Origin of the sequence: Teichococcus aestuarii, from assembly GCF_042651065.1 — a bacterium.
GTDB lineage: Bacteria > Pseudomonadota > Alphaproteobacteria > Acetobacterales > Acetobacteraceae > Pseudoroseomonas > Pseudoroseomonas aestuarii.
In genome coordinates, this window is the sequence record NZ_JBHSCH010000040.1 from 1 (window position 1) to 20,894 (window position 20,894).

Genomic DNA, 20,894 nt, shown 5'->3' on the forward strand with positions numbered 1-20,894 from the left:
GCTGCCCTTGCAGCGCGGTGTAGTCCACGCCGGCGGCCGCGGTGCCATCGGTGGTGGCGTAGTTCACCGTCACCGCCGTTGCGGCGGCGCGGTCCAACGTCACGGTGAAGACCAGCTCCCGCGTGCCATCCCCGCCTTCCATCACGCTGGCATCGGTGATGGAGAGGGTAGGCGGCGTGTCGCCACCCGTCGTGGGCATGCCGTTCAGGCTCAGGCCCTGGGGCAGGCTGGCGGCGCTGCCGGCCGCCTGGAAGCCCAGGCTGACGGCGCCATCGGGCGGCACCACCGCGTTCCAGCTCAGGCTGCGCAGCACATACCGGGTGCCGACATGGCTGACGATCTCGGCGCCCCAGAGATTGGTGATCTCGAATCCGGCATCGAAGGCGATGGTCCAGCCATTCAGCCCTCCTGCCCCGCCCTGCACCGCAAGATTGCCGATGAAGCCGCCGCTCCACTGGTTGGACACGCTGTAGGTGAGGGTTGATGCCACGGGCATCGTCTCCGCCGGTGAATGGTGCGGCCACCATATCCGAAGCGAAGGACCGGATCGAACCTCTAGATTTTATTACGAGGCGTGTTTATCGCGCCTGGAGCGATCCGGCGGCGCGTGGCCGCCGGACCTCGCCGCCCGGCTTCAGCCGGGCATGGCCATCTTCACCGGCGGCTTCAGCTCCGGCGGCAGCGGGCAGACATAGGGGGTCGCCTCGGTGCGCGCGGCGTGGTCGGCCTTGGCGCGGGCGATCAGCGACGGGTCGCGCAGCGCCTCGACGGCGACGCCCGCCATCACCTTCGCCACATGCACCATGCCCTTGTGCGCGATGCCCGACTTGCCCTGCGCCGTGAGCTGCCAGCTATGCCCCGGCGTGCCGATGGCATAGGTGGCACCGCGCGCCTGCACGGTGGGCACCGCCCAGGAGACGTCGCCCACATCGGTGGAGCCCACCATGGCCGCGCCCTTGGCCTCGAGCGGGATGATCTGGTCGGCCAGCGGCACGCCCTTGCGCACCGGCACGCCCATCCGCTTGAAGGCGCTGGCGATGTCCTCGTCCGAGAGGGTCTTCTGGAACTCGGCGGCCAGAGCGCGGTCCTCGTCGTCGAAGGGCGGCGGGCCGAGATGCTCCAGCTGGTCCTGCATGGCGCGCTCCAGCGGCGTGTTGGCCAGCAGGTTGGAGACGGCGGAGACCACCTTGGTGGTCACGCTGGTCTCGGTCATCAGCGCCGCGCCGTCGCCGATCTTGCGCACGCGGGCGATCAGCGCCTGCAGCCCCGGCAGGTCGGTGGCGCGGATCAGGTAGCGCACCTTGGCCGTGCCCTGCACCACGTTCGGCGCGATGCCGCCGGCGTCGAGATAGGCGTAGTGGATGCGCGCGTCGCTCGGCATGTGCTCGCGCATGTAGTTGACGCCGACATTCATCAGCTCGACGGCATCAAGCGCCGAGCGCCCGAGATGCGGCGCGGCGGCGGCATGGCTGGAGCGGCCGACGAAGGAGAAGTCGATGCGGCAATTGGCCAGCGAGTTCGCCTCGTTCACCGCGGCGAAGGGCGCCGGATGCCAGGAGATGGCGATGTCCACGTCCCGGAAGCAGCCCTCGCGCACCATGAAGGCCTTGGCGGCGCCGCCCTCCTCGGCCGGGCAGCCATAGTAGCGCACGCGGCCCTTGATGCCGTTCTTCTCCAGGTAGTCCTTCACCGCCGTGGCCGCCAGCATGGCGCCGGCGCCCAGCAGGTTGTGGCCGCAGCCATGGCCCACCCCGTCGCCGGGCAGCGGGCGATGCTCGGCCACGCCGGCTTCCTGGCTGAGGCCCGGCAGCGCGTCATACTCGCCGAGGATGGCGATGACCGGGCCTTCCTCGCCCGCCTCGCCCATCACTGCGGTCGGGATGCCGGCGAGCTCGGTGGTGACGCGGAAGCCATGCGCCTCCAGCGCCGCCTTGTGCTCGGCGGCGGAGCGGAACTCGGCATAGGCCAGTTCCGGCATGCCCCAGACGCGGTCGCTCAGCTCGATGAAGGCGTCCTGATGCGCCTCGACCAGGCGCCAGATTTCCTCGGTGTTGTGCATCGCCACCCCCCTCGTTCCGATTGGTGGCCGTCAAACTGCGTCCGGGGCGGCGGCTTGTCGAGGCCCGCGGCCCGCCCGGGCCGGGCCGGCGGCCGTTCATCCTTTCCTAACCGCGTTCTCATAGGCTGCGCGGACGCTGAATTCTGAGATGGATGGCCCGAGGGCCGCAGGGCGGGGAGCCCCTCTCATGTTCGACATTGTCATCCGCGCCCATGGCTTCGTCGCCGCCGGCCACGCGGCCGGTGCCGAGACGCGCCGCGCCGAGCAGCGCCGCGTCCTGGCGGCCCGGCACGTCGCCGCCACCAGGCAGACGGATGGCGAGCATGGGGGCGGCGGCAATGCGGGCGGCGGCAACACGGGCGCCGGCACCGGCCGGCGCGCCCCGGCCGAATCCGCCTTCCAGATGCTGGAAGGACCGGCCGATGGAGGAGATCTCGGCGAGGCGGCCCCGCTCGCCGCCATCGCCACGATCCAGCGCAGCTACCAGGCCGACCGGAGCGGCCAGCAGGGGAGCCAGGAACCAGCGGAGGAAAGCATCGACATCCTGGGATGAGCGGCTCGCCCGGCGCCTCCCGGACACCGCCGGCTCAGGGCTGGCCGGCCGCCAGGGCCTCCAGCCGGCGCAGGCCGCGCGCATCGGCCAGCACGGCGGCCAGCTCGGCCCGCGGCAGGCGGGTGGCCTCCGCCAGGCTCTCCGCTTCCTCCAGCCGCGCGAGGCCCAGCAGCAGCGCCGTGTCCAGCGGGTCGAGGCGCGGGCGGCGCGGCGGCGGCAGCATGCCCCGGTGCGCCTCCAGCAGCGCCGGCTCGCGGAACAGGCGCAGCACATCCGGCTCCGGCGCCGCCGCCGTCAGCTCCTGCTGAAGCTGGCGGGCGCGGGCCAGCACGGCGGGGGTCTCCCGCTCCTCCGGCGTCATCAGCAGGCCGAGGCGCCGCAGCCCGACGCCGATGTCGCGCCGCGCCGTCAGTGCCGCCAGCGGGATGGCCAGCGCCAGCCCCAGCACGACGGGCGACATCCACAGCGCCAGATAGGGCGAGACCAGCCAAGCGGCGCCGCCGAAGGCCAGGCCGAACAGCGTGTGCCGCCAGTAGAGCCGCGCCACCTGCCCCAGCGGCAGGCTGCCATCGTCCCGCCGCTGCGCGTTCCAGCCGGAGTCGCGGCCGAGCAGGATGCCCACCACATCGACGGACTGGGTCAGCATCGTCACCGGCGCCAGCAGGCCGGCCACCAGCGTCTCCACCAGTATCGAGAGGAAGGCGCGGATGGCGCCGCCGCTGCCGCGCCGGTCCCGCGCATGGAACAGCAGCGCGAACCACGCCATCAGCTTCGGCGCCAGCAGCAGCGCCATGGTGCCGATGAACACCCACATGGCGCGCACCGGATCGACCACCGGCCAGTCGGGGAAGAGGCTGGGGCCGGCGGGGAAGTATTCGGGGCGGATGAAGCGCGCCTGGATGGCCAGCACGACGCCCATCACCAGGAACAGCAGCCAGATCGGCGCGGTGATATAGCTGCCGATGCCGGTGAGCAGGTGCAGCCGGCTGACCCAGTGCAGCCCGCGCGCCGGCAGCACCGACGCGTGCTGCAGATTGCCCTGGCACCAGCGCCGGTCGCGGATGGCGAGGTCCATCAGCGAGGGCGGGCTCTCCTCATAGGTGCCGCGCAGCCAGGGCACCATGTGGATGGCCCAGCCGGCGCGCCGCATCAGCGCCGCCTCGACGAAATCGTGGCTCATGATGTGGCCGCCGAAGGGCTTGCGGCCGTGCAGCTCCGGCAGGCCGGCCGCATCGGCGAAGGCGCGGGTGCGGATGATGGCGTTGTGGCCCCAGTAATTGCCCTCTGCCCCGTGCCACCAGGCGATGCCTTCGGCGATCAGCGGGCCATAGACGCGGCCGGCGAATTGCTGCATCCGCGCGAACAGCGTGTTGCCGCCGGCGATGATCGGTAAGGTCTGGATCAGCCCCACATCCGGGTGGCGCTCCATGGCGTCGGCCAGGCGCAGGATGGTGTCGGCCTCCATGACGCTGTCGGCGTCGAGCACCAGCATCTGCGGGTAGGCATCGCCCCAGCGGCGCACCCAGTCGGCGATGTTGCCGGCCTTGCGCTCCGTGTTCTTCGGCCGGCGGCGGTAGAAGATACGGGTGGCATCGCCCGTGCGCTCGCGCAGGGCCAGGAAGGCGGCCTCCTCGGCCACCCAGATCTCGGGCTGGGTGGTATCGCTGAGGATGAAGATGTCGAACCGCTCCAGCGCGCCGGCGGCGGCAAGCGATTCATGGATCGCCTGGAGGCCCGCCATGACGCGGGAGGGGTCCTCGTTGTATGTCGGCATCAGCAGCGCGGTCTTCACGCCGGGCATCGGCGGCGGGCCATCGGGGGCGATGCCGAGCCGCCGGTCCGGCCCCGCCAGCAGGCGCAGGAAGCCGCACACCGCGCTGCTGAAGGACAGCGCGATCCAGGCGAACAGCACCACGAACAGCACCAGCACGATGCCCTGCAGGGCGGTGGGCTTGCCGCTGCCCAGCACCAGCCACATCTCGCGCGCGGCGAAGGCGGTGAGCGCGATCGCCGCGCCGATCACCAGCAGCCGCCGCAGCCAGACCAGCGTCAGCTGCGAGGGGCGGCCGCCCGGCCGCACCGTGGGGCGCGCGCGGAGCGACTGCACCGGCATCGCCAGCGGCGCCTCCGGCGGCAGGGCCCGCCAGCCCTCCTCTCCAGGCGCCGGAGGGGCGGCAGCCGGCCGCGTCACGCCGTCCATCGGTATAGCAGCGTCTCGGCCACCGCCTCGGGGCCGGCCTTCAGCTCGGCGCGCAGCTCGACGGCGCGCGCATCGCCGGGGAACAGGTCGAAGCTGATGCGCCAGCCCTGGGTCTCCGGGTTGCGCTGCACCACCACGTTGCGGACCTCGCCGCGGCTGGCCGTCACCAGCGCCTCGGGCTTCGCATCCGGCGCCAGGTTGTCCAGCGCGCCGCCGGTGGCGTCGATGACGAAGAGCCGCCCGCCCTGTGTCCAGGAGGCGCCGGAGCGGGTGGACATCAGCCGGCCCAGCTCCGGGCTGCCCGGCGCCTCGTCGCACCAGTGCAGGCGGAAGGTGTAGCGGTACTCGCCCTTGGCGCGCAGCGGGTCCTTCGGGCGCCAGAAGGCGACGATGTTGTCGTGGATCTCGCCGCTGGTCGGGATCTCGACCAGCTGCACCGCGCCCTCCCCCCAGTCGCCGATCGGCTCAACCCAGAGGCTCGGGCGCTTCTCGTAGCGTGCCTCCAGGTCCTCGTAGCTGTCGAAATCCCGCCGCCGCTGCATCAGGCCGAAGCCGCGCGGGTTGACGTCGCCGAAGGCGGAGAGCTGCAGGTCGCGCGGGTTGTTCAGCGGGCGCCAGACGCGCTCGCCGCGGCCGGTGAACATCAGCAGCCCGTCGGAATCATGCACCGCCGGGCGCCAGTCGTCGCGCCCCGCGCGGTTCAGCGGCGAGAACCAGAACATGCTGGTCAGCGGCGCGACGCCGGCCGTCGCCATGTCCACGCGCGGGAAGATGGTGGATTCCACGTCGAACAGCGTGACGCGGCCGGGGCGGATGCCGAAGCGGAAGGCCGCGGCGCAGGAGGGGCTGTCGAGCAGGGCGTGGACGGTGATGGCGTTCACCCCCTCGCGCGGGCGCTCGATCCAGAAGGCGCGGAAGAGCGGGAACTCCTCGCCCTTCGGGTCGGCCGTGCCGATCGCCAGGCCACGCGCCGAGAGGCCGTAGATCTGGCCGCGCGCCACGGCGCGGAAATAGCTGGCGCCGAGGAAGGCACAGACCTCGTCGTAATACTCCGCCCTGTTGATCGGCGCGTGCAGGCGGAAGCCGGCGAAGCCGAGATCCTCCGCCGCCGGGCGCGGCATGTTCTGGAAGTCGAACAGCTCGGGGCTGTAGCGGATGGGCCGCGCCATGCCGCCCGCCACCTCGTACATGTCCACGCGCGACTTGTAGAGGAAGCCACGGTGGAACATCTGCGCCTGGAAGGGCAGCCCGCCCTCGCGCCACAGCGCCTGCGCCGGGCGGTAGCGGATGTCGCGGTACTGGTCGTAGGTCAGGTCGGTGAGGCCCGAGGGCAGGCCGTCGGGCGGCGCCTTGTAGGGCTGCTGCGCCAGGCGCCGCGCCGTCTCGCGCACCGTGCCGGGGTCGAAGGGCGTCTCGTCGGGACCTGCCGCCTGGGCCGCGGACAGATGGGTCGTCTCCTCCGCCAGGAAGACGGTGGAGAGGGACAAGGCGGCGAGCATGGCGTCGCGGCGGTTCACAGCAGGCAACTCCCTTTCCGGCGGCGACCAGCGAACGCGCGGGGGGGCGGCGGGTTGCGCGCCCGGCCCCGCTGACGCTGACCGGCCCCGATCAGGCGCCGCGAATGCGGTTAAATTCGGCCTTTTTCAAGCCACCGCCGTGAAGCTGCCATCCTCGGCCAGATAGGAGAGAACGCCGGTGCGGATGTCGAAGGAGCCGCCATGCAGCGCCAGCGTCCCTTCCGCCACCCGGCTGGCAACCCACGGAAAGGTCATCAGGTTGCGCAGGGAGAGCTTCACGGTCTCCAGCTCGCACTGCGCCTGGGCGGCCTCGGCGTCGGTCGGCTCGCAGGCCAGGGTGCGGCGGCGCGCCTCCTGCGCGATGCCGGTCATCCACGGCTCGACGAAATCCTGCGCCCCGGGTGGAAAGCCGCGCAGCAGCGCCTGCACGCCGCCGCACATGGCATGCCCCAGCACGATGATGCGCGGCACCTTCAGCACGCAGACGCCGAATTCCAGCGCCGCGCTGGTGCCGTGGTAGGAGCGGTCCGGCTCATAGGGCGGCACGAGGTTGGCCACGTTGCGGACGATGAACAGCTCCCCCGGCGCGGCGTTGAACACCATCCCCGGATCGACGCGGCTGTCGGAGCAGGCGATCACCAGGGCCCGCGGGCTCTGCCCGTCCCGCGCCAGGTCCTGGAACAGCCGGCGGCGCTCCGGCCACACCTCGGCGCGGAAGCGGCGGTAGCCATCGAACAGCGTGTCGAGGTCATCCGGCTTGCCGGCGGGCGGCTGATTCGGCGGGTTTTCCATGAGGCATCCCTGGTGGCAGGTGAATTGGCCGTTTCCTCGCGCGGGGAGATGCGCGGTTTACGGCCCGTGTCAACAGCCGCCCCGCTCACCCGACGCGCAGCAGGTGGTTGTCCCAGGCGCCGCGCGGCCCCGGCAGCGGGCGCGTGGCGCCGCTGCGGGCATCGGCCTCCAGCAGCGCGCCATGGCCGCTGGCCAGGATGAAGCGCCCCGGCGCGCCGGCGGGCGCCACGCCGCAGACATCGCCCAGCGGCACCGAGCCCAGCGCGCGCCCCGCCGCCAGATCCCAGAACAGCGCCACGCCGCCGCGCGGGCTGGTGGCCGCCAGCACCGCCCCGGCGGAGTCGGTGGCGACGCTGCCGATATAGTTGCGGCAGGCGGCGCGCAGCGTCTCCGGCAGCGCCAGCGGACGCAGCGCCCCCTCGCCCCGCTGCACCGCCAGCAGCGGCACGGCCTCCGCCTCGTCGCCCTCGAACTGCATGGCCACCGCCGTGCCGCCCGGCACCGGCGTCAGATGGCGGATGGAAAGCCGGTTCATCGCCGGCGCGAAGCGCGCCGTGGACAGCACGCGCCCGTCGCGCGGGTCGAGATGCACCAGGGACGGGTCCATGCCCGCCGGGTCGAGATTCGCCCGGGGCGCATCGGGGTGGGTCAAGATGCCGCCATTGGCCACCACCAGCGCCGCGCCCCCGGGCGCGAGGCGCATGTCGTGCGGGTCCCGCCCGCCGGTCGCGAACTCGGCCACGCGGCGGAAGCCGTCCGCGGCGTCGTAGACGCCGATCAGCCCGGCGCCGTCCGCCACCCGCGTCTCGGTGGCGTAGAGCAGCCTGCCATCCGGCGCGAACAGGCCATGCCCGTTGAAATGCCGGTCCTCCGGGGGCGCGAAGCCCTGCCGCAGCGTGCCCGTGGCGAGGTCGGCCACCAGCGCCTCCCAGCCCGGGCGGCGGCCGAACACCACCACCAGCGGCCGGGCGGGATGCGCGGCGAAGCCATGCGCGCGGGCCGTGAGCCGCAGGTCGAGCGGCACGCCGCCATTGCCGGGGGCGAAGGCGCCGGCATGGTCCCCCTCCCCCGGTACGCGCCAGGCGCCCAGCACCAGGGGCGAGGCGCCGCGCGCCGGGCGCCGCGGCCAGGAGGCGAGATCGGAGGCCAGCAGGGCGCCCAGCAGCAGGTCGCGGCGGCGCACCCGGTCAGTCCCCGTCCAGCGCGTTGAAGCCGAGCGGGATGCCGAGCGCCGGCGCCAGCCGCTGGGCCAGCAGCGCCTTCAGCGCCGCCGCCTCCCGCTGCACCACCGCCACCGCCTCGCGCCGGGCCGGGTCGCCGATGGCCGACTCCAGCGGCAGCGGCATCGCCGCGGCCGAGGCGCCGAGCTGGGCGAAGGCACGGTCCAGCAGCCCTTTCAGCTCCGCCTCGCCGCCGGCCGCCAGGGCGGGGGCGAAGGCCCTCTCATAGAGTGCGCGCGCCGCCGCGAGATTGGACTGCACCGCCTGCCCCGAAAGGCCGCTGCGCCATGCCTCCAGCAGCTGCGCCCGCGCCGTGCCGGCCGAGCTGCCGAGGGCACGCGTCAGCTTGCGGTCTGCCACCATCTCCACCGCCGCGTGCAGCGCCTTGAACAGCTCCAGCGTCGCCTCCTGCGGCGTGGCATAGGGCGGGCGCGGCTCGGCGAGCGCGGCGCCGTAGGGGGTCTCGCCGCCGGTCCAGCCGGCCAGCATGTCCTGCGCCAGGGTGGAGAGATTGCCGCCGATGGCGCGCAGCAGGGCGCCCCTATAGGCCGCCTCGGCATCGCCGGCGCGCAGCCGCGCCACCGCCTCCTCGCCATAGAGCAGCCGCTCCAGCGCCGGCAGGCCCTGCGTCGTCACCTGCCCCAGCGCGTTGGCGCGGGCCTCCAGCGCCGCCGGGTCGCGCGCCGCGATGGCGGCGGAGAGGTCCCGCCCGATGGCGTTGCGCGGATCGGGCCAGAACTGGATGCGCGGGTGGCGGCTGAACAGCTCCGCCGGCCCCACCCGCACATGCTGGATCTCCTGCCAGGCCAGCATGGCGCGGGCGAAGCCTTCCCGCGCCGCCTCCAGCGCCGGCTGCTCCTGCGGGGTCCGGGCCAGCGCGTCCAGCCGCGCGGCGAGGTTGGCCGTGGCCTCGGCGAAGCGCCGGTAGGCGGGCAGCAGCACCTGCTCCACCGCCGCGCGGTTGAGGGCGCGGAAGGCGGCCTCGTCCGGCGCGGCCCGCGCCGTGCCGGGGGCGAGCAGCCGCAGCGGCACGGCCAGGATGCCGAAGGACAGGAGGGCGCGGCGGGCGAGCGGCATCAGAGGGAATCCAGAAAGGTCAGCAGGGCGGCGCGGTCCTCGGCGCGAAGGCCCAGCACCCGGTCGCGGGCCTGCAGGGCCTCGCCACCATGCCACAGGATGGCCTCCAGCGCCGAGCGCGCGCGGCCGTCATGCAGCAGCCCGGCACCGCCGGGGCGGGCGGTGGCCAGGCCAAGGCCCCAGAGCGGCGCGGTGCGCCAGTCCTGCCCGCCCGCCTGCCACTCGGCGTGGCCATCGGCGAGGCCTTCCCCCATGTCGTGCAGCAGCAGGTCGGTATAGGGGGCGATGGGCGCGCCGCCGGCCGTCGCCAGCCGCGGGCGGTGGCAGGCGGCGCAGCCCAGCGCGCCGAACAGCGCCTCGCCCTGGCGCACCCCGGGCGCCTCCACGGCACGGCGGGGCGGAGGAGCGAGGTTGCGGGCATAGAACACGGTCAGGGCGAACAATGCCGGCGCCACCTCGGGCTGGTGGGGCGCTGCCCCGCCATGCGGCGCCTGCCGGCAGGCGGGCTGGGCCGGGGTGCAGTCGCCCCAGGGGTCCGGGCGCGGCGGCGTCGAGAGGCCAAGGTCGAGCGCGAAGGCGGCGGCGGCCTGTTCCGGCAGGTCCGGCTCCGTCGCCTTCCACCCGAAGCGGCCGAGCCGCCCGCCGGCGACGCGGTTGGGCCGGCCGCGGATGCCGTCGCCATCGCGGTCCTGCGGATCGGCGGCGGCGAGGATCTCCGCCTCCGGCACCTGCTCCAGCAGGCCGAGGCCGAGCAGAGGCGGCGAGAGCCGGAGCGAAAGGCGCAGACCCGGATCGGGCGGGCCATGGCCAGGTTCCTCCAGCCGGGGGCGCGGCTGGCGCAGCGCCACCACCAGCCCGTCGGCCATGGTGACGCGGTGCTCCTGCCAGCGCGGCGCGAGCCGCCCCTCCCCCGGCAGGCCCGGCGCGGAGAGAGGCTGCAGCTGCGCGCCATAGCGCGGGTCGGGGATCAGGCCGAGGCGCCCCTCCTCCAGCAGCGCCCGCTGCGGCGGCGTGGCGGCGGGGATGGACAGGCGCGCCACCAGCCCCGCCGGCGCCTCGCCCGTGCCGGGGGGCGAAGGGCCGCGCCCGGCGCGCGGGTGGCAGCTTTCGCAGGCCCGGGCGTTGTAGAGGGGGCCGAGCCCATCGGCCGAGCGGGCCGAGGCGGGCGCCGGCACCCAGAGGCGCTGGAACACGCTCTCGCCCAGGCGGAATTCCAGGCGGAAATCCCGGTCGGCGGACAAGGCCGCCCCGGCCGGCAGGGCCAGCGCGGCCAGGGCGGGAACCACCAGCAGCCGGGCGCGGCGCCACACGCCGCGCCGCCAGGGCAGGGCCGCCGCCACCGCCGGCGCGGCTACTTGAAGACCTTCGCGGGGTCGTCGAGGCTCTGCGAGCCTTCCACCGAGACGGCGGGCAGCTTCAGCACCGCCACCACGCGCTCGATGCTGCGCGTCTGCGCCACCAGCGCGTCGATGCCCGCCTGGATGGCGGCGTTGCCCTCCCGGTTGCCCTCGGCCAGCATCTGGTCGTAGGCCTCCACCGTCTCGGCGCGCTTCGCCAGGGCGTCGAAGGCGGCCAGCGTCGCGGCGAGGCGGGCGTCCATCTCCTCGCGCAGGCGGCGGTCCGTGCCATCCACCAGGTTGCGCAGGCTGGCGCCGCGCAGCACGCGCCCGTCGGCGCGGCGATACTCGCCGCGCCACACCGCCACCATGCCCAGCACATTGCCGCGGTGGCTGTTGTGCGTGTTGTCGGAGAAGCAGTCCTGCTCCTCCTCCGGGTCGTGCAGCAGCAGCCCGAGCTTCATCCGCTCCCCCGCCAGTTCGCCATAGGAGAGGCTGCCCATGCCGGCCAGCATGGCGGCCAGCCCCTCCGGCGCCGGGTTCGCCGCCAGCCGCCGGCGGATGGCGCCGCCCGGCGACCATTGCGCCACCATCTCCTCCAGGTCCTTCACCAGCAGCCCGGTGACGATGCGCAGATACTGCCCGCGCCGGTCGGCATTGGCGGCGGTGGTGTAGTCGGTGAAGGGGCGCCGGCCGGCGCCGGGGCCGGTGCCGTTCAGGTCCTGACCCCAGAGCAGGAACTCGATGGCGTGGTAGCCGATGGTGACGTTGGCCTCGACCTCCCCCGCCTCGTGCAGCGCTTCGAGGGCCTCCGCCGTCAGCGCCGAGAGGTCGCGCGTCTCGTCGCCCAGGCGCAGGCTGCGGGAGCCGATGATGTTGGCGGCATAGAGCGGGTTCTCGTCGCTTTCCGTGCCGTAGCCGGCATCGACATCGTCGATGAGCCCCTCATCCAGCGGCCAGGCGTTCACGCGGCCTTCCCACGCATCCACCTCCGGGTTGCCGAAGCGCAGCGTCTCGGTCTGCGCATAAGGCGCTCGGGCGGCGATCCAGGCACGGCGCGCGGCGGCGAGCCCCTCCTCCGAGGGAGCGGCGAGGAAGCTGTCCACCGCCTGCCGCAGGGCGCGGCCCGTCTCCAGGCAGTCCTCGAACATCGCCTGGCCCAGATCGGCGTAGTGGCGCAGCACGGCGCGCTGGCCGGCCTGCCCGGGGGCGGCCGCGGAGAAGGCGGGGCGCATCTTCGCGGCCAGGGCGGCGGGGGCAAGGAACAGGCCGGCGGCCAGGGTGCGACGTTGCATGGTCGATGCTCCGGGTGCGGGCCCTGCTGGTATTGCAAGCAAGTCGCACTTGCAAGAATCACCGCACGGCTTGTTGACGAAAAGTAACCGCACGTCCTAAAGGAAATGCGAAGCATTCTCATTCGCAGGATTCGCCGATGACGACCCAGAGCGGGACCAAGCCCCCGACATCGCATGCCGCCTGGATGGCGGGCCTCGCCATGGGCCTCCCTGGCGCGGCCCTGGCCCAGGGCGCCGCGGCGCCGGAGGGCGGGCTGGTGCTCCCCACCGTCGATGTGCAGGGCACCGCGCCGGCCAACACGCTGCAACGCGCCGCGCCCGTCTCCCGCCTGCCCGGCTCGGTGCAGGACACGCCGCAGGTCATCAACGTCATCCCGCGCGAGGTGCTGGAGCAGCAGAACGTCACCACGCTGGAGCAGGCGCTGCGCAACGTCCCCGGCATCACCGCCTCGATCGGCGAGGGTAATGGCGGCGTGAACGGCGACCAGTTCCGCATCCGCGGCTTCGCGGCGCAGAACGACATCTACACCGACGGTCTGCGCGACTTCGGCGCCTACACGCGTGACGCCTTCACCTACGAGGATGTCTCGGTCATCAAGGGGCCCTCGGGCTTCGCGCTGGGCAATGGCACGGTGGGCGGCGCCGTCGCCGTCGGGCTGCGCACGCCGCGCCTCGGCAACAGCTACTCGGCCACCGCCACCGGCGGCAGCGGCCCCTATGCCCGCGGCACGCTCGACATCAACCAGCAGATCGGCGAGACCACCGCGCTGCGGCTGAACCTGATGGGCCAGTCGAGCGAGGTGGTCGGCCGCGACGGGGTGGACAGCCGCCGCTGGGGCATCGCCCCCTCGATCGCCTTCGGCCTCGGCACCGACACCACCCTGACGCTGCACTACCAGCACTACGAGTATGACAACGCCACCGATTCCGGCATCCCGGTGGTGACGGCGCCCGGCAGCACCATCGGCCGTCCGCTGACCGAGTACGGCCTGCCGCGCGGCACCTGGTACGGCCTCAGCAGCGACCGCGACGAGGTGACCACGGACGTCTTCACCGCACGCCTGAACCACACGGTGAATGACTGGCTGACCCTGGCCAACGACACGCGGGTGAGCTTCATCGACCGCGACTACGCCAGCTCGATCGTCAGCTGCGCGGCGGCGAGCTGCGTGACCCCCTGGTTCCGCAACCGCAGCGGCACGGTGACGGCGAGCGGCGCCGGCAACCCGTACCATCAGGAAAGCTGGGCGGTGCAGAACGTCGCCACCGCCACGGCGCGCTTCACCACCGGCCCGCTGCGGCACGAGCTGGTGGGCGGCATCGACCTGATGTACGAGGATTTCGAGCGCACCGGCTACGGCTACACCGGCACCCGGCCGGCGCTGTCGGTCTTCGGCGGCCAGGGCGACATCGCGCTGGACCGCGGCGCGCCCAGCTACCAGCGCAACGGCAGCAACACCACCTACGCCGCCTTCCTGAGCGACCGGCTGTGGCTGACGCCGGAATTCTCCATCATCGGCGGCGTGCGCGTCAGCCGCTTCGAGGTGGAATACGACACCGTCACCTACTCCACCGGCGTGCGCGCCGAGGCCAAGCCCAGCCACACCGTGGTCGACCCCCGCGCCTCGCTGGTGTGGGAGCCGGCGCCGAACCAGACCTACTACGCCACCTACTCCACCTCGACCACGCCGCCGGGCTTCCTGTTCAGCACGCAGCCCTTCACGGCCAGCGGCTTCAACAGCAATTTCGACCCGGAGCGGAACACGCTCTACGAGGTGGGCGCCAAGGTCGGCTTCCTGGAGAATCGGCTCGGCCTGTACGGCTCGCTCTACCGGATCGACAAGAAGAACTCGCAGACCCCCGACCCGAACGGCGACGGCAGCACCTTCATCCAGACCAGCGACGAGCAGCGCAACCAGGGCATCGAGATCGGCCTGACCGGGCAGGTCACCCCCGCCTGGATGATCAACGCCAGCTACACGGCCATGGACAGCGAGACCACCAAGTCCACCACCGCCGCCAATGTGGGCAAGAAGGTGCAATTCGTGCCCGACCACGCGGCCTCGCTCTGGACCACCTACGAGCTGGGCGCCCAGACGCCCTGGAACCTGACCCTGGGCGGCGGTGTCACCTGGCGCGACAAGGTGTTCCTCAACGCCGCCAACACCGCCGAGGTGCCCGCCGCCCTCACCGTCGACGCGCTGGTCTCGCACCGCATCAACGACAATCTGCGGGTGCAGGTGAACGGCTACAACCTTGGCAACGCGCTGAACTATGACGGGCTGTGGGCCAACCGCGTGATCCCCTCGGCCGGGCGCACCATCCTGTTCACCCTGGCGGCGGATTTCTGAGCCGCGCTGGCGCGTCCGGGGCGCCGCCGCGCGGCGGCGCCCCTCCCCCACCCTCCCGCTGAAACGACATCATCATGCTGGTCCGCATCCCCCAGGTCCTGACCCCCGAGGAAGTCGCCCATTGCCGCCAGGTGCTGGAGCGCGCCGCCTGGGTGGATGGCCGCGTCACCGCCGGCGAGCAATCCGGCAAGGCCAAGCACAACCTCCAGGTGCCGGAGGACTCGCCGCAGGCGCGCGAGCTGGGCGACATCATCCTGCGCGCCCTCGGCCGCAACCCGCTCTTCACCACGGCGGCGCTGCCGCTGCGCGTGTTTCCGCCGCTGTTCAACCGCTACGACGTGGGCATGACCTTCCACGCCCATGTGGACAACGCCATCCGCTTCCTCCCCGGCGCCATGCAGCGCATCCGCACGGATGTCTCCTCCACCCTCTTCCTCACCCCGCCCGAGGAGTATGAGGGCGGAGAGCTGGTGATCGAGGACACCTACGGCACGCAGAGCGTGAAGCTGCCGGCCGGCGACATGGTTCTTTACCCCGCCACCAGCCTGCACCGCGTGGAGCCGGTGACGCGCGGCAGCCGCTGGTCCTCCTTCTTCTGGACCCAGTCCATGGTGAAGGATGACGGCCAGCGCCGCCTGCTCTACGAGATGGACCTCGCCATCATGCGCACCCGCGCCGACCTGCCGGACAACCACCCCGGCGTGCTCGGCATGACGGCCGCCTACCACAACCTGCTGCGGCAGTGGGTGGAGATGTAGCCCGCGCCTTCAGCACGTCCGCGGCCGGAAAAGCCTGCCGCGCCGTGCTTTCCACACAACTGCTTGACAGACCAGACCCCACGCAAAAGCTTGTTGCTTTGCCGTGTACGTCCCGTCATGGAGGGCGCCGGCGTGTTCTGACTGCCCTGGGCGCGGTACCCGGTCCGCCCGGCTGCGCGCAGGGCCTGAGCCGCCGGATACCCCTTCAGCCCGGCCTGGAACGGCCGACCCAGGACCGCCTTCCATGATCAGATCCCGGCCCGTCGAAATCGACGGCCGCTTCGTCGGCGTCGCGGTGACCCAGGACGGCTCGCTGCGCTTCATCGCCATCGATCCCGCCGCACGGGGCGCGGAGGGAATCATCTTTCCCACCCCGGCCGCCATGCAGCGCCGCGTGCGCGCCGCCCTGCAGGAAACCGGCCTGCCGCCGGTGCGCCAGGCCGGCTGAGCGGCAATCCGGCCGGCTTCTCTGGCGGCGACGCCATGAAGCCGCCATTCTCTGCCCTCCATAGGGGCGTGAGCTGACGCGGGATTCCATGGAACGGCTCCTGCCCGCGTCTTTCGGCCCCATTGTCTGTGAGGGAATGACTTGGTGCGTATCGTTGTAACGGGCGGCGCGGGCTTCATCGGCTCGGCGCTGGTGCGCCATCTGGCGCTGGATCTGGGCGCCGCCGTTCTGGTGGTGGACAAGCTGACCTATGCCGGCGACCGCCGCTCCATCGCCGCCTGCGAGGACAAGCCGGGCTTCGCCTTCCTGGAGGCCGACATCGCCGACGGCGCCGCCATGCGCGCCGCCTTCGACGCGTTCCGCCCCGATGCGGTAATGCACCTGGCGGCCGAGAGCCATGTGGACCGCTCGATCGCCGGTGCGGCGCCCTTCGTGCACACCAACGTGGTCGGCACCTTCGCCCTGCTGGAGGCGGCGCGCGGCTACTGGAACACGCTGGAGGGCGAGGCCAAGGCCGCCTTCCGCTTCCTGCACGTCTCCACCGACGAGGTGTATGGCTCGCTTGGGCCGAACGACCCCGCCTTCAGCGAGACCACGCCCTACGATCCCCGCTCGCCCTATTCGGCGACCAAGGCCTCCTCCGACCATCTAGCGCGCGCCTGGCACGAGACCTACGGCCTGCCCACCATGGTCACCAACTGCTCGAACAATTACGGGCCGTACCATTTCCCCGAGAAGCTGATCCCGCTGATCATCCTCAACGCGCTGGAGGGCAAGCCCCTGCCCGTCTACGGCGATGGCAGCAACGTGCGGGACTGGCTGTTCGTCGAGGACCATGTGAAGGCGCTGGCCACGGTGGTGCGCCAGGGCCGCCCGGGCGAGACCTACAACATCGGCGGCAAGGCCGAGATGCGGAACATCGACGTGGTCGAGGCGGTGTGCGACCTGCTGGACCGGCTGCGCCCGGACCCGGCCGGCCCGCGCCGCCGCCTCATCACCTTCGTCACCGACCGCCCCGGGCATGACCGCCGCTACGCCATCAACCCGGAGAAGATCGGGCGCGAGCTGGGCTGGCAGCCGCAGGAGACCTTCGCCACCGGCATCGAGAAGACGGTGCGCTGGTACCTGGAGAATGCCTGGTGGTGGCAGCCGCTGCGCGAGGGCCGCTATGCCGGCCAGCGCCTCGGCCTGCTGGAGACCGGAGCCAAGGCCGGCTGATCCGGCGCCGCGCGCCGGCGCGCGGCTTCGTGATGACCAGGGGCGGCAGCCGGGGATCGGCTCCGCCCCCCTAGTCTCGACAAGGGCTTGCCGGGTGGTCCTGCAGCGCCCTGGCAAGCCGCCATCCAGGCGCAACGGAACCGTTGCCAAGGCTTCACGAGTTTTGCCTTGTCGCGCCCGGACGGGGTTGATTGTCTGGCCCGGTCGTCACCGGTTTTCCGAGAAGGGCGCCCCTGATGCCCGAAGGCTGGATCCCCAAGGCCGAAGACCTTACCCTCTGCCTCAGCGGCTATCCTATCCGCATCCGGCTGCATATCGGGCGGCCACGACCTTATACGCTGGAGGTCGATGGCACCGCCCCGCGGGCCTATTCCTCGCTCGCGCTCGCCCGTCACGACGCGCTGTGCAGCGCCGCCGAGTGGGATGCGATGATGGAACGGGCGCTGTCCGGCAGTACGGCGTGACGGAACCGCCCGGAGGAAGGACGCGAAAAAAGCCGGCAACCATCCGGCTCCGGCTTCCGCAGATCCCGCAAGGGAGGGTGGGAATGGTGGGCGCACTAGGGCTCGAACCTAGGACCCGCTGATTAAGAGTCAGCTGCTCTACCAACTGAGCTATGCGCCCCACCGGGATGCCATGGCGCTTGCGCCACCGCGTCCTTGGGCGGGCTTCTAGCCGATCCGGCCAACCCCGGCAAGATGCCACGGATGCCTTTTCGGCCTGCGCCGCCCTGCCTTCCCGGCGCTGAAAAACAGAAAAAGCCGTGGCCTCGCGGCTTCGGCTTTCGTCACGCATCAGGAATGAGGAAGGTGGTGGGCGCACTAGGGCTCGAACCTAGGACCCGCTGATTAAGAGTCAGCTGCTCTACCAACTGAGCTATGCGCCCCACCGGGATGAAACGGCGTCTCCGCCGGCCGCATCCGTGGGCGGGCTTTTAGCCGATCCGCCCGCGAAGGCAACCCTCTTTCGTGACTTTTTCACTCCCGCGCGGCACCGAACTCGGCGTCGCGATGCACATGCACCGACATCAGCAGGCCGAAGCCCAGCATCGAGGTGAGCATGGCCGAGCCGCCGTGGCTGATCAGCGGCAGCGGCACGCCGCCCACGGGAATGCTGCCCGTGACCATGGCGATGTTGACGAAGACATACATGAAGTAGTTCACGCCAAGCCCGAGCGCGACCAGCCGCCCGTACTGGTGCCGGCAGCGCAGCGCCACGGCCAGCGCGAAGAACACCACCAGGGCCAGCAGCACCAGCGTCGTCATGGCGCCGACCAGGCCGAACTCCTCGGCCAGCATGGTGAAGATGAAGTCGGTCTGCTTCTCCGGCAGGAAGTTCAGGTGGCCCTGCGTGCCCTGCAGGAAGCCCTTGCCCCAGATGCCGCCCGAGCCGAGCGCGATCTTGGACTGGATGATGTTGTAGCCCGCGCCCAGCGGGTCGCTCTCCGGGTCGAGGAAGGTGTTGATGCGGGCGCGCTGGTAGTCGTGCAGATGCTCATAGGCGATCGGCGCGATGACGGCCGCGGCGCCGATCAGGATGGCGAATTTCCACCAGCGCACCCCGGCGGCCCAGAACACCGCGCCGCCGATCATCAGCGTGATCAGCCCGGTGCCGAGATTGGGCTGCTTCAGGATCAGCCCGACCGGGATCAGCGTCGCCAGGATCGGCGGCAGCAGGAAGAGCGGGTTGCCGGCGCGCTCCCAGCTGGCGCGGTGGAACCAGTGGGCCAGCGCCAGCACCAGCATGATCTTCATCAGCTCCGAGGGCTGCAGCTGGATCGGCCCGAGCTCGATCCAGCGCTGCGCGCCCTTGCCCACCTGCCCGTGCAGCGCCACCAGCACCAGCAGCCCCACCCCCGCCAGGTAGCCCAGCCAGGAGAGCCTCGCGATCAGGCGGATGTCGATCATGGCGATGGAGAGCATCATCACCAGGCCGAAGCCGAAGCGCAGCGCGTGGCGGCTGGCATAGGGCTCCGGCGCGCCGCCCCCGGCCGAGTACAGCGCCACATAGCCCACCGCCGCCACGGCGCAGAGCAGCAGCACGAAGCTCCACGGGATCAGCCAGAGCTTCTCCAGCACGCCGGTGCCGCGGTCGCGCAGCAGCAGGCGGCGCTCGAACACCATCATCGGCGGCGCTCCCGTTCGGGTGGCGGGGGGTCGGGTGGCGGGGGACCGGGTGGCGGGGGACCGGGTGGCGGGGGATCTGGCGGGGCGGCGGCCTGCTGCGGCGGCGGCGTGGCCGCGGCCACCACGGGGCGGAGGCGGTTCATCACCTCCACCATCACGTCGCGCGCCAGCGGCGCGGCGGCGCCGGAGCCGCTGGTGCCGTGCTCGACGACGACGGAGATGGCGTATTGCGGGTTCTCATAGGGCGCGAAGGCGACGAACAGCGCGTGCGGCCGCCACTCGCGCGGCAGGCTCTCCACCCGGAATCCGCGCTCGCGCTGCTCGCGCGAGACGCGCCGCACCTGGGTGGTGCCGGTCTTGCCGGCCATGCTGCCCATGGCGGCCGGCAGCCGCGCCACGCGGGCGGTGCCGCCCTCCTCGTTCACCACCGACCACATCGCCTCGCGGATCAGCCGCAGGTCGCGCTCCGGCAGGCCGAGGCCCGGCCAGTCCTCGGCGCGCACGCCGCGCACGGCGCGGCCGGAGACGGCATGGGTCAGGTGCGGCTGCACCGCCCGCCCCGTGGCCAGCCGCGCCGCCATGGTGGCGAGCGAGAGGGGCGTGAGCTGGTAGAAGCCCTGGCCGATGCCATGCACCACCGTGTCGCCCAGGTTCCAGGCCTTGCCCTGGCGGGTGCGCCATTCGCGCGTGGGCACGAAGCCGGCGCGGGTGCCGGGCAGCTCCAGCTCCAGATCGACGCCGAGGCCGAGGCGCTTCGCCATGGCGGCGATGCGGTCGATGCCCATGCGGCGCGCCACCTCGTAGAAATAGACGTCGCAGGAATTCTTCAGCGCCGCGCGCAGGTCCATGTTGCCGTGGCCGCGCCGCTGCCAGCAATGGAAGCGGCTGTCGCCCAGGTCGTAATGGCCGGGGCAGAAGATGCGCTCGGTGGGCGTCACCACCTTGGCCTCCAGCGCGGCGAGGCCCACCACCATCTTGAAGGTGGAGCCGGGGGCGTAGAGGCCGTTGGTGGTCTTGTTGATCAGCGGCGTGGCGCGGCTGCGCGTCCATTCCCGCCACTGTGCCGAGGAGATGCCGGAGCTGAACAGGTTCGGGTCGAAGGAGGGCTGGCTGGCCATGGCCAGCACCTCGCCGTTTCGGGCATCAAGCACGACAACGCTGGTGCCCTCCTCGATCCGGTTGCGCACCGCCTTCTGCAGCTCGGCATCGATCGAGACCTGCAGGTCCTGGCCGCGCACGCCCTCGCGCCGGTCCAGCTCGCGGATGACGCGGCCGACGGCGTTGACCTCCATCTGCACCGTGCCGGCGCGGCCGCGCAGCAGCCGGTCGTGGTGCCGCTCGATGCCGCTGCGGCCGACGCGGATGCCGGGCAGCAGCAGCAGCGGGTCGTCGTCCTCCTCCGTGTCGGCGGGCGGCGCCACATAGCCCACCACATGCGCCAGGTGCTCGGCATAGGGGTAGTGGCGCGTGGTGCCGACATCGACGCTGATGCCCGGCAGGTCCGGCGCGTTCACCTCGATGCGGGCCATCTCCTCCCAGGAGAGGAACTCGCGCACCACGACGGGGACGAAGCGGCGGCGGCGGCGGATGTCGCGCTCGATGCGGGCGCGCTCCGCCTCGCTCAGCGGCACGAGGTGGCTGAAGGTCTCCAGCGTGGCGCCGACATCCTCGGTCTGCTCGGCGGTCAGCAGCACGCGCCAGTTCAGGTCGTTGGCCGCCACCACCCGCCCGTCGCGGTCGAGGATGCGGCCGCGCGGCGGCGCGATGAGGCGGGTGGAGACGCGGTTCTCCTCGGCCAGCGTCGCGTAGCGCTCGCCCTCCTCGAGCTGCAGCTTCTGCAGCCGGTAGCCCAGGAAGCCGAACAGCCCGAGCTGCCCCGCCCCCAGCAGCAGCGCCCGCCGGGTGAACACGCCGCGGCGGCGTTCCTCGTCCCGCTTGCTCAT

Annotated in this window: 17 protein-coding genes and 2 tRNA genes; 6 read left to right on the forward strand and 13 right to left on the reverse strand. The window is 72.2% G+C overall.

The window, feature by feature from the left end; translation table 11 throughout:
• Positions 1-490, reverse strand: a 490-nt coding sequence (locus ACFOY6_RS15050) for a cellulose binding domain-containing protein (protein WP_379651574.1), incomplete at its 3' end; no start/stop codon positions are given.
• Between the two features lie 144 nt (positions 491-634).
• Entirely contained in the window at positions 635-2,059 is a 1,425-nt protein-coding gene (locus ACFOY6_RS15055; RefSeq protein ID WP_379636096.1) for a M20 family metallopeptidase, read from the reverse strand.
• 187 nt (positions 2,060-2,246) lie between these two features.
• On the opposite strand from ACFOY6_RS15055, the gene ACFOY6_RS15060 reads away from it, so the two are divergent.
• Positions 2,247-2,612 (forward strand): hypothetical protein, encoded by a 366-nt coding sequence (locus ACFOY6_RS15060; RefSeq protein WP_379634832.1) that lies wholly within the window; start codon positions 2,247-2,249, stop codon positions 2,610-2,612.
• Between the two features lie 34 nt (positions 2,613-2,646).
• Here the strand turns inward: ACFOY6_RS15060 and mdoH are convergent, their stop codons facing one another.
• From mdoH to ACFOY6_RS15095, 7 genes are all read right to left on the reverse strand, one after another.
• Positions 2,647-4,812, reverse strand: coding sequence for a glucans biosynthesis glucosyltransferase MdoH (gene mdoH / locus ACFOY6_RS15065; RefSeq protein ID WP_379651575.1), 2,166 nt, complete (start codon positions 4,810-4,812; stop codon positions 2,647-2,649).
• Positions 4,800-6,311, reverse strand: a complete 1,512-nt coding sequence (locus tag ACFOY6_RS15070; RefSeq protein ID WP_379651586.1) for a glucan biosynthesis protein — start codon at positions 6,309-6,311, stop codon at positions 4,800-4,802. The genes mdoH and ACFOY6_RS15070 overlap by 13 nt, the downstream gene beginning before the upstream one ends.
• A 144-nt stretch (positions 6,312-6,455) precedes the next feature.
• Positions 6,456-7,121 carry a carbonic anhydrase gene (locus ACFOY6_RS15075; protein ID WP_109515140.1) on the reverse strand — a complete coding sequence of 222 codons (666 nt, stop codon included), beginning with the start codon at positions 7,119-7,121 and terminating at the stop codon, positions 6,456-6,458.
• Between the two features lie 85 nt (positions 7,122-7,206).
• Complete coding sequence (locus ACFOY6_RS15080; protein WP_379651576.1) at positions 7,207-8,304, reverse strand: DUF1513 domain-containing protein; 1,098 nt, start codon at positions 8,302-8,304, stop codon at positions 7,207-7,209.
• Between the two features lie 4 nt (positions 8,305-8,308).
• Positions 8,309-9,418 (reverse strand): imelysin family protein, encoded by a 1,110-nt coding sequence (locus ACFOY6_RS15085; RefSeq protein WP_379634838.1) that lies wholly within the window; start codon positions 9,416-9,418, stop codon positions 8,309-8,311.
• The gene (locus tag ACFOY6_RS15090) at positions 9,418-10,758 is read right to left on the reverse strand and encodes a di-heme oxidoredictase family protein (RefSeq protein WP_379651577.1); all 1,341 of its coding nucleotides are present in this window, start codon (positions 10,756-10,758) and stop codon (positions 9,418-9,420) included. Before ACFOY6_RS15090 ends, ACFOY6_RS15085 begins: the two co-directional genes overlap by 1 nt.
• A gap of 11 nt (positions 10,759-10,769) precedes the next feature.
• Entirely contained in the window at positions 10,770-12,050 is a 1,281-nt protein-coding gene (locus ACFOY6_RS15095; protein WP_379651578.1) for an imelysin family protein, read from the reverse strand.
• Positions 12,051-12,187: 137 nt separating this feature from the next.
• On the opposite strand from ACFOY6_RS15095, the gene ACFOY6_RS15100 reads away from it, so the two are divergent.
• The 5 genes from ACFOY6_RS15100 (at position 12,188) to ACFOY6_RS15120 (ending at position 17,289) form a co-directional block, all read left to right on the forward strand.
• Entirely contained in the window at positions 12,188-14,401 is a 2,214-nt protein-coding gene (locus tag ACFOY6_RS15100; protein WP_109515135.1) for a TonB-dependent receptor, read from the forward strand.
• Positions 14,402-14,475: 74 nt separating this feature from the next.
• Positions 14,476-15,159, forward strand: a complete 684-nt coding sequence (locus tag ACFOY6_RS15105; RefSeq protein ID WP_109515134.1) for a Fe2+-dependent dioxygenase — start codon at positions 14,476-14,478, stop codon at positions 15,157-15,159.
• A 244-nt stretch (positions 15,160-15,403) separates the two neighbouring features.
• Positions 15,404-15,607 (forward strand): hypothetical protein, encoded by a 204-nt coding sequence (locus ACFOY6_RS15110; protein WP_109515133.1) that lies wholly within the window; start codon positions 15,404-15,406, stop codon positions 15,605-15,607.
• 144 nt (positions 15,608-15,751) lie between these two features.
• Complete coding sequence (gene rfbB / locus ACFOY6_RS15115) at positions 15,752-16,825, forward strand: dTDP-glucose 4,6-dehydratase (protein WP_109515461.1); 1,074 nt, start codon at positions 15,752-15,754, stop codon at positions 16,823-16,825.
• Positions 16,826-17,061: 236 nt separating this feature from the next.
• A complete protein-coding gene (locus ACFOY6_RS15120) occupies positions 17,062-17,289 on the forward strand; it encodes a hypothetical protein (RefSeq protein WP_379634851.1) in 228 nt (75 codons plus the stop codon).
• 84 nt (positions 17,290-17,373) lie between these two features.
• On the opposite strand, the gene ACFOY6_RS15125 is transcribed toward ACFOY6_RS15120, so the two are convergent.
• The 4 genes from ACFOY6_RS15125 to mrdA all read right to left on the reverse strand — a co-directional run bounded on the left by ACFOY6_RS15125 (position 17,374) and on the right by mrdA (position 20,894).
• Positions 17,374-17,449 (reverse strand) — tRNA-Lys (locus ACFOY6_RS15125).
• A 186-nt stretch (positions 17,450-17,635) separates the two neighbouring features.
• A tRNA-Lys gene (locus ACFOY6_RS15130) sits at positions 17,636-17,711 on the reverse strand.
• A 91-nt stretch (positions 17,712-17,802) separates the two neighbouring features.
• Positions 17,803-18,948, reverse strand: coding sequence for a rod shape-determining protein RodA (gene rodA / locus ACFOY6_RS15135; protein ID WP_379636100.1), 1,146 nt, complete (start codon positions 18,946-18,948; stop codon positions 17,803-17,805).
• Positions 18,948-20,894 (reverse strand): penicillin-binding protein 2, encoded by a 1,947-nt coding sequence (gene mrdA, locus ACFOY6_RS15140; protein WP_379651579.1) that lies wholly within the window; start codon positions 20,892-20,894, stop codon positions 18,948-18,950. The genes rodA and mrdA overlap by 1 nt, the downstream gene beginning before the upstream one ends.

Coding starts and splice junctions, on each gene's coding strand:
- ACFOY6_RS15100 (WP_109515135.1), top strand. CDS start 12,188: ATGACGACCCAGAGCGGGACCAAGCCCCCGACATCGCATGCCGCCTGG.
- ACFOY6_RS15055 (WP_379636096.1), bottom strand. CDS start 2,059: ATGCACAACACCGAGGAAATCTGGCGCCTGGTCGAGGCGCATCAGGAC.
- ACFOY6_RS15085 (WP_379634838.1), bottom strand. CDS start 9,418: ATGCCGCTCGCCCGCCGCGCCCTCCTGTCCTTCGGCATCCTGGCCGTG.
- rodA (WP_379636100.1), bottom strand. CDS start 18,948: ATGGTGTTCGAGCGCCGCCTGCTGCTGCGCGACCGCGGCACCGGCGTG.
- ACFOY6_RS15105 (WP_109515134.1), top strand. CDS start 14,476: ATGCTGGTCCGCATCCCCCAGGTCCTGACCCCCGAGGAAGTCGCCCAT.
- ACFOY6_RS15110 (WP_109515133.1), top strand. CDS start 15,404: ATGATCAGATCCCGGCCCGTCGAAATCGACGGCCGCTTCGTCGGCGTC.
- ACFOY6_RS15120 (WP_379634851.1), top strand. CDS start 17,062: ATGCCCGAAGGCTGGATCCCCAAGGCCGAAGACCTTACCCTCTGCCTC.
- mdoH (WP_379651575.1), bottom strand. CDS start 4,812: ATGGACGGCGTGACGCGGCCGGCTGCCGCCCCTCCGGCGCCTGGAGAG.
- ACFOY6_RS15075 (WP_109515140.1), bottom strand. CDS start 7,121: ATGGAAAACCCGCCGAATCAGCCGCCCGCCGGCAAGCCGGATGACCTC.
- ACFOY6_RS15070 (WP_379651586.1), bottom strand. CDS start 6,311: ATGCTCGCCGCCTTGTCCCTCTCCACCGTCTTCCTGGCGGAGGAGACG.
- ACFOY6_RS15095 (WP_379651578.1), bottom strand. CDS start 12,050: ATGCAACGTCGCACCCTGGCCGCCGGCCTGTTCCTTGCCCCCGCCGCC.
- ACFOY6_RS15060 (WP_379634832.1), top strand. CDS start 2,247: ATGTTCGACATTGTCATCCGCGCCCATGGCTTCGTCGCCGCCGGCCAC.
- mrdA (WP_379651579.1), bottom strand. CDS start 20,894: ATGAGCAAGCGGGACGAGGAACGCCGCCGCGGCGTGTTCACCCGGCGG.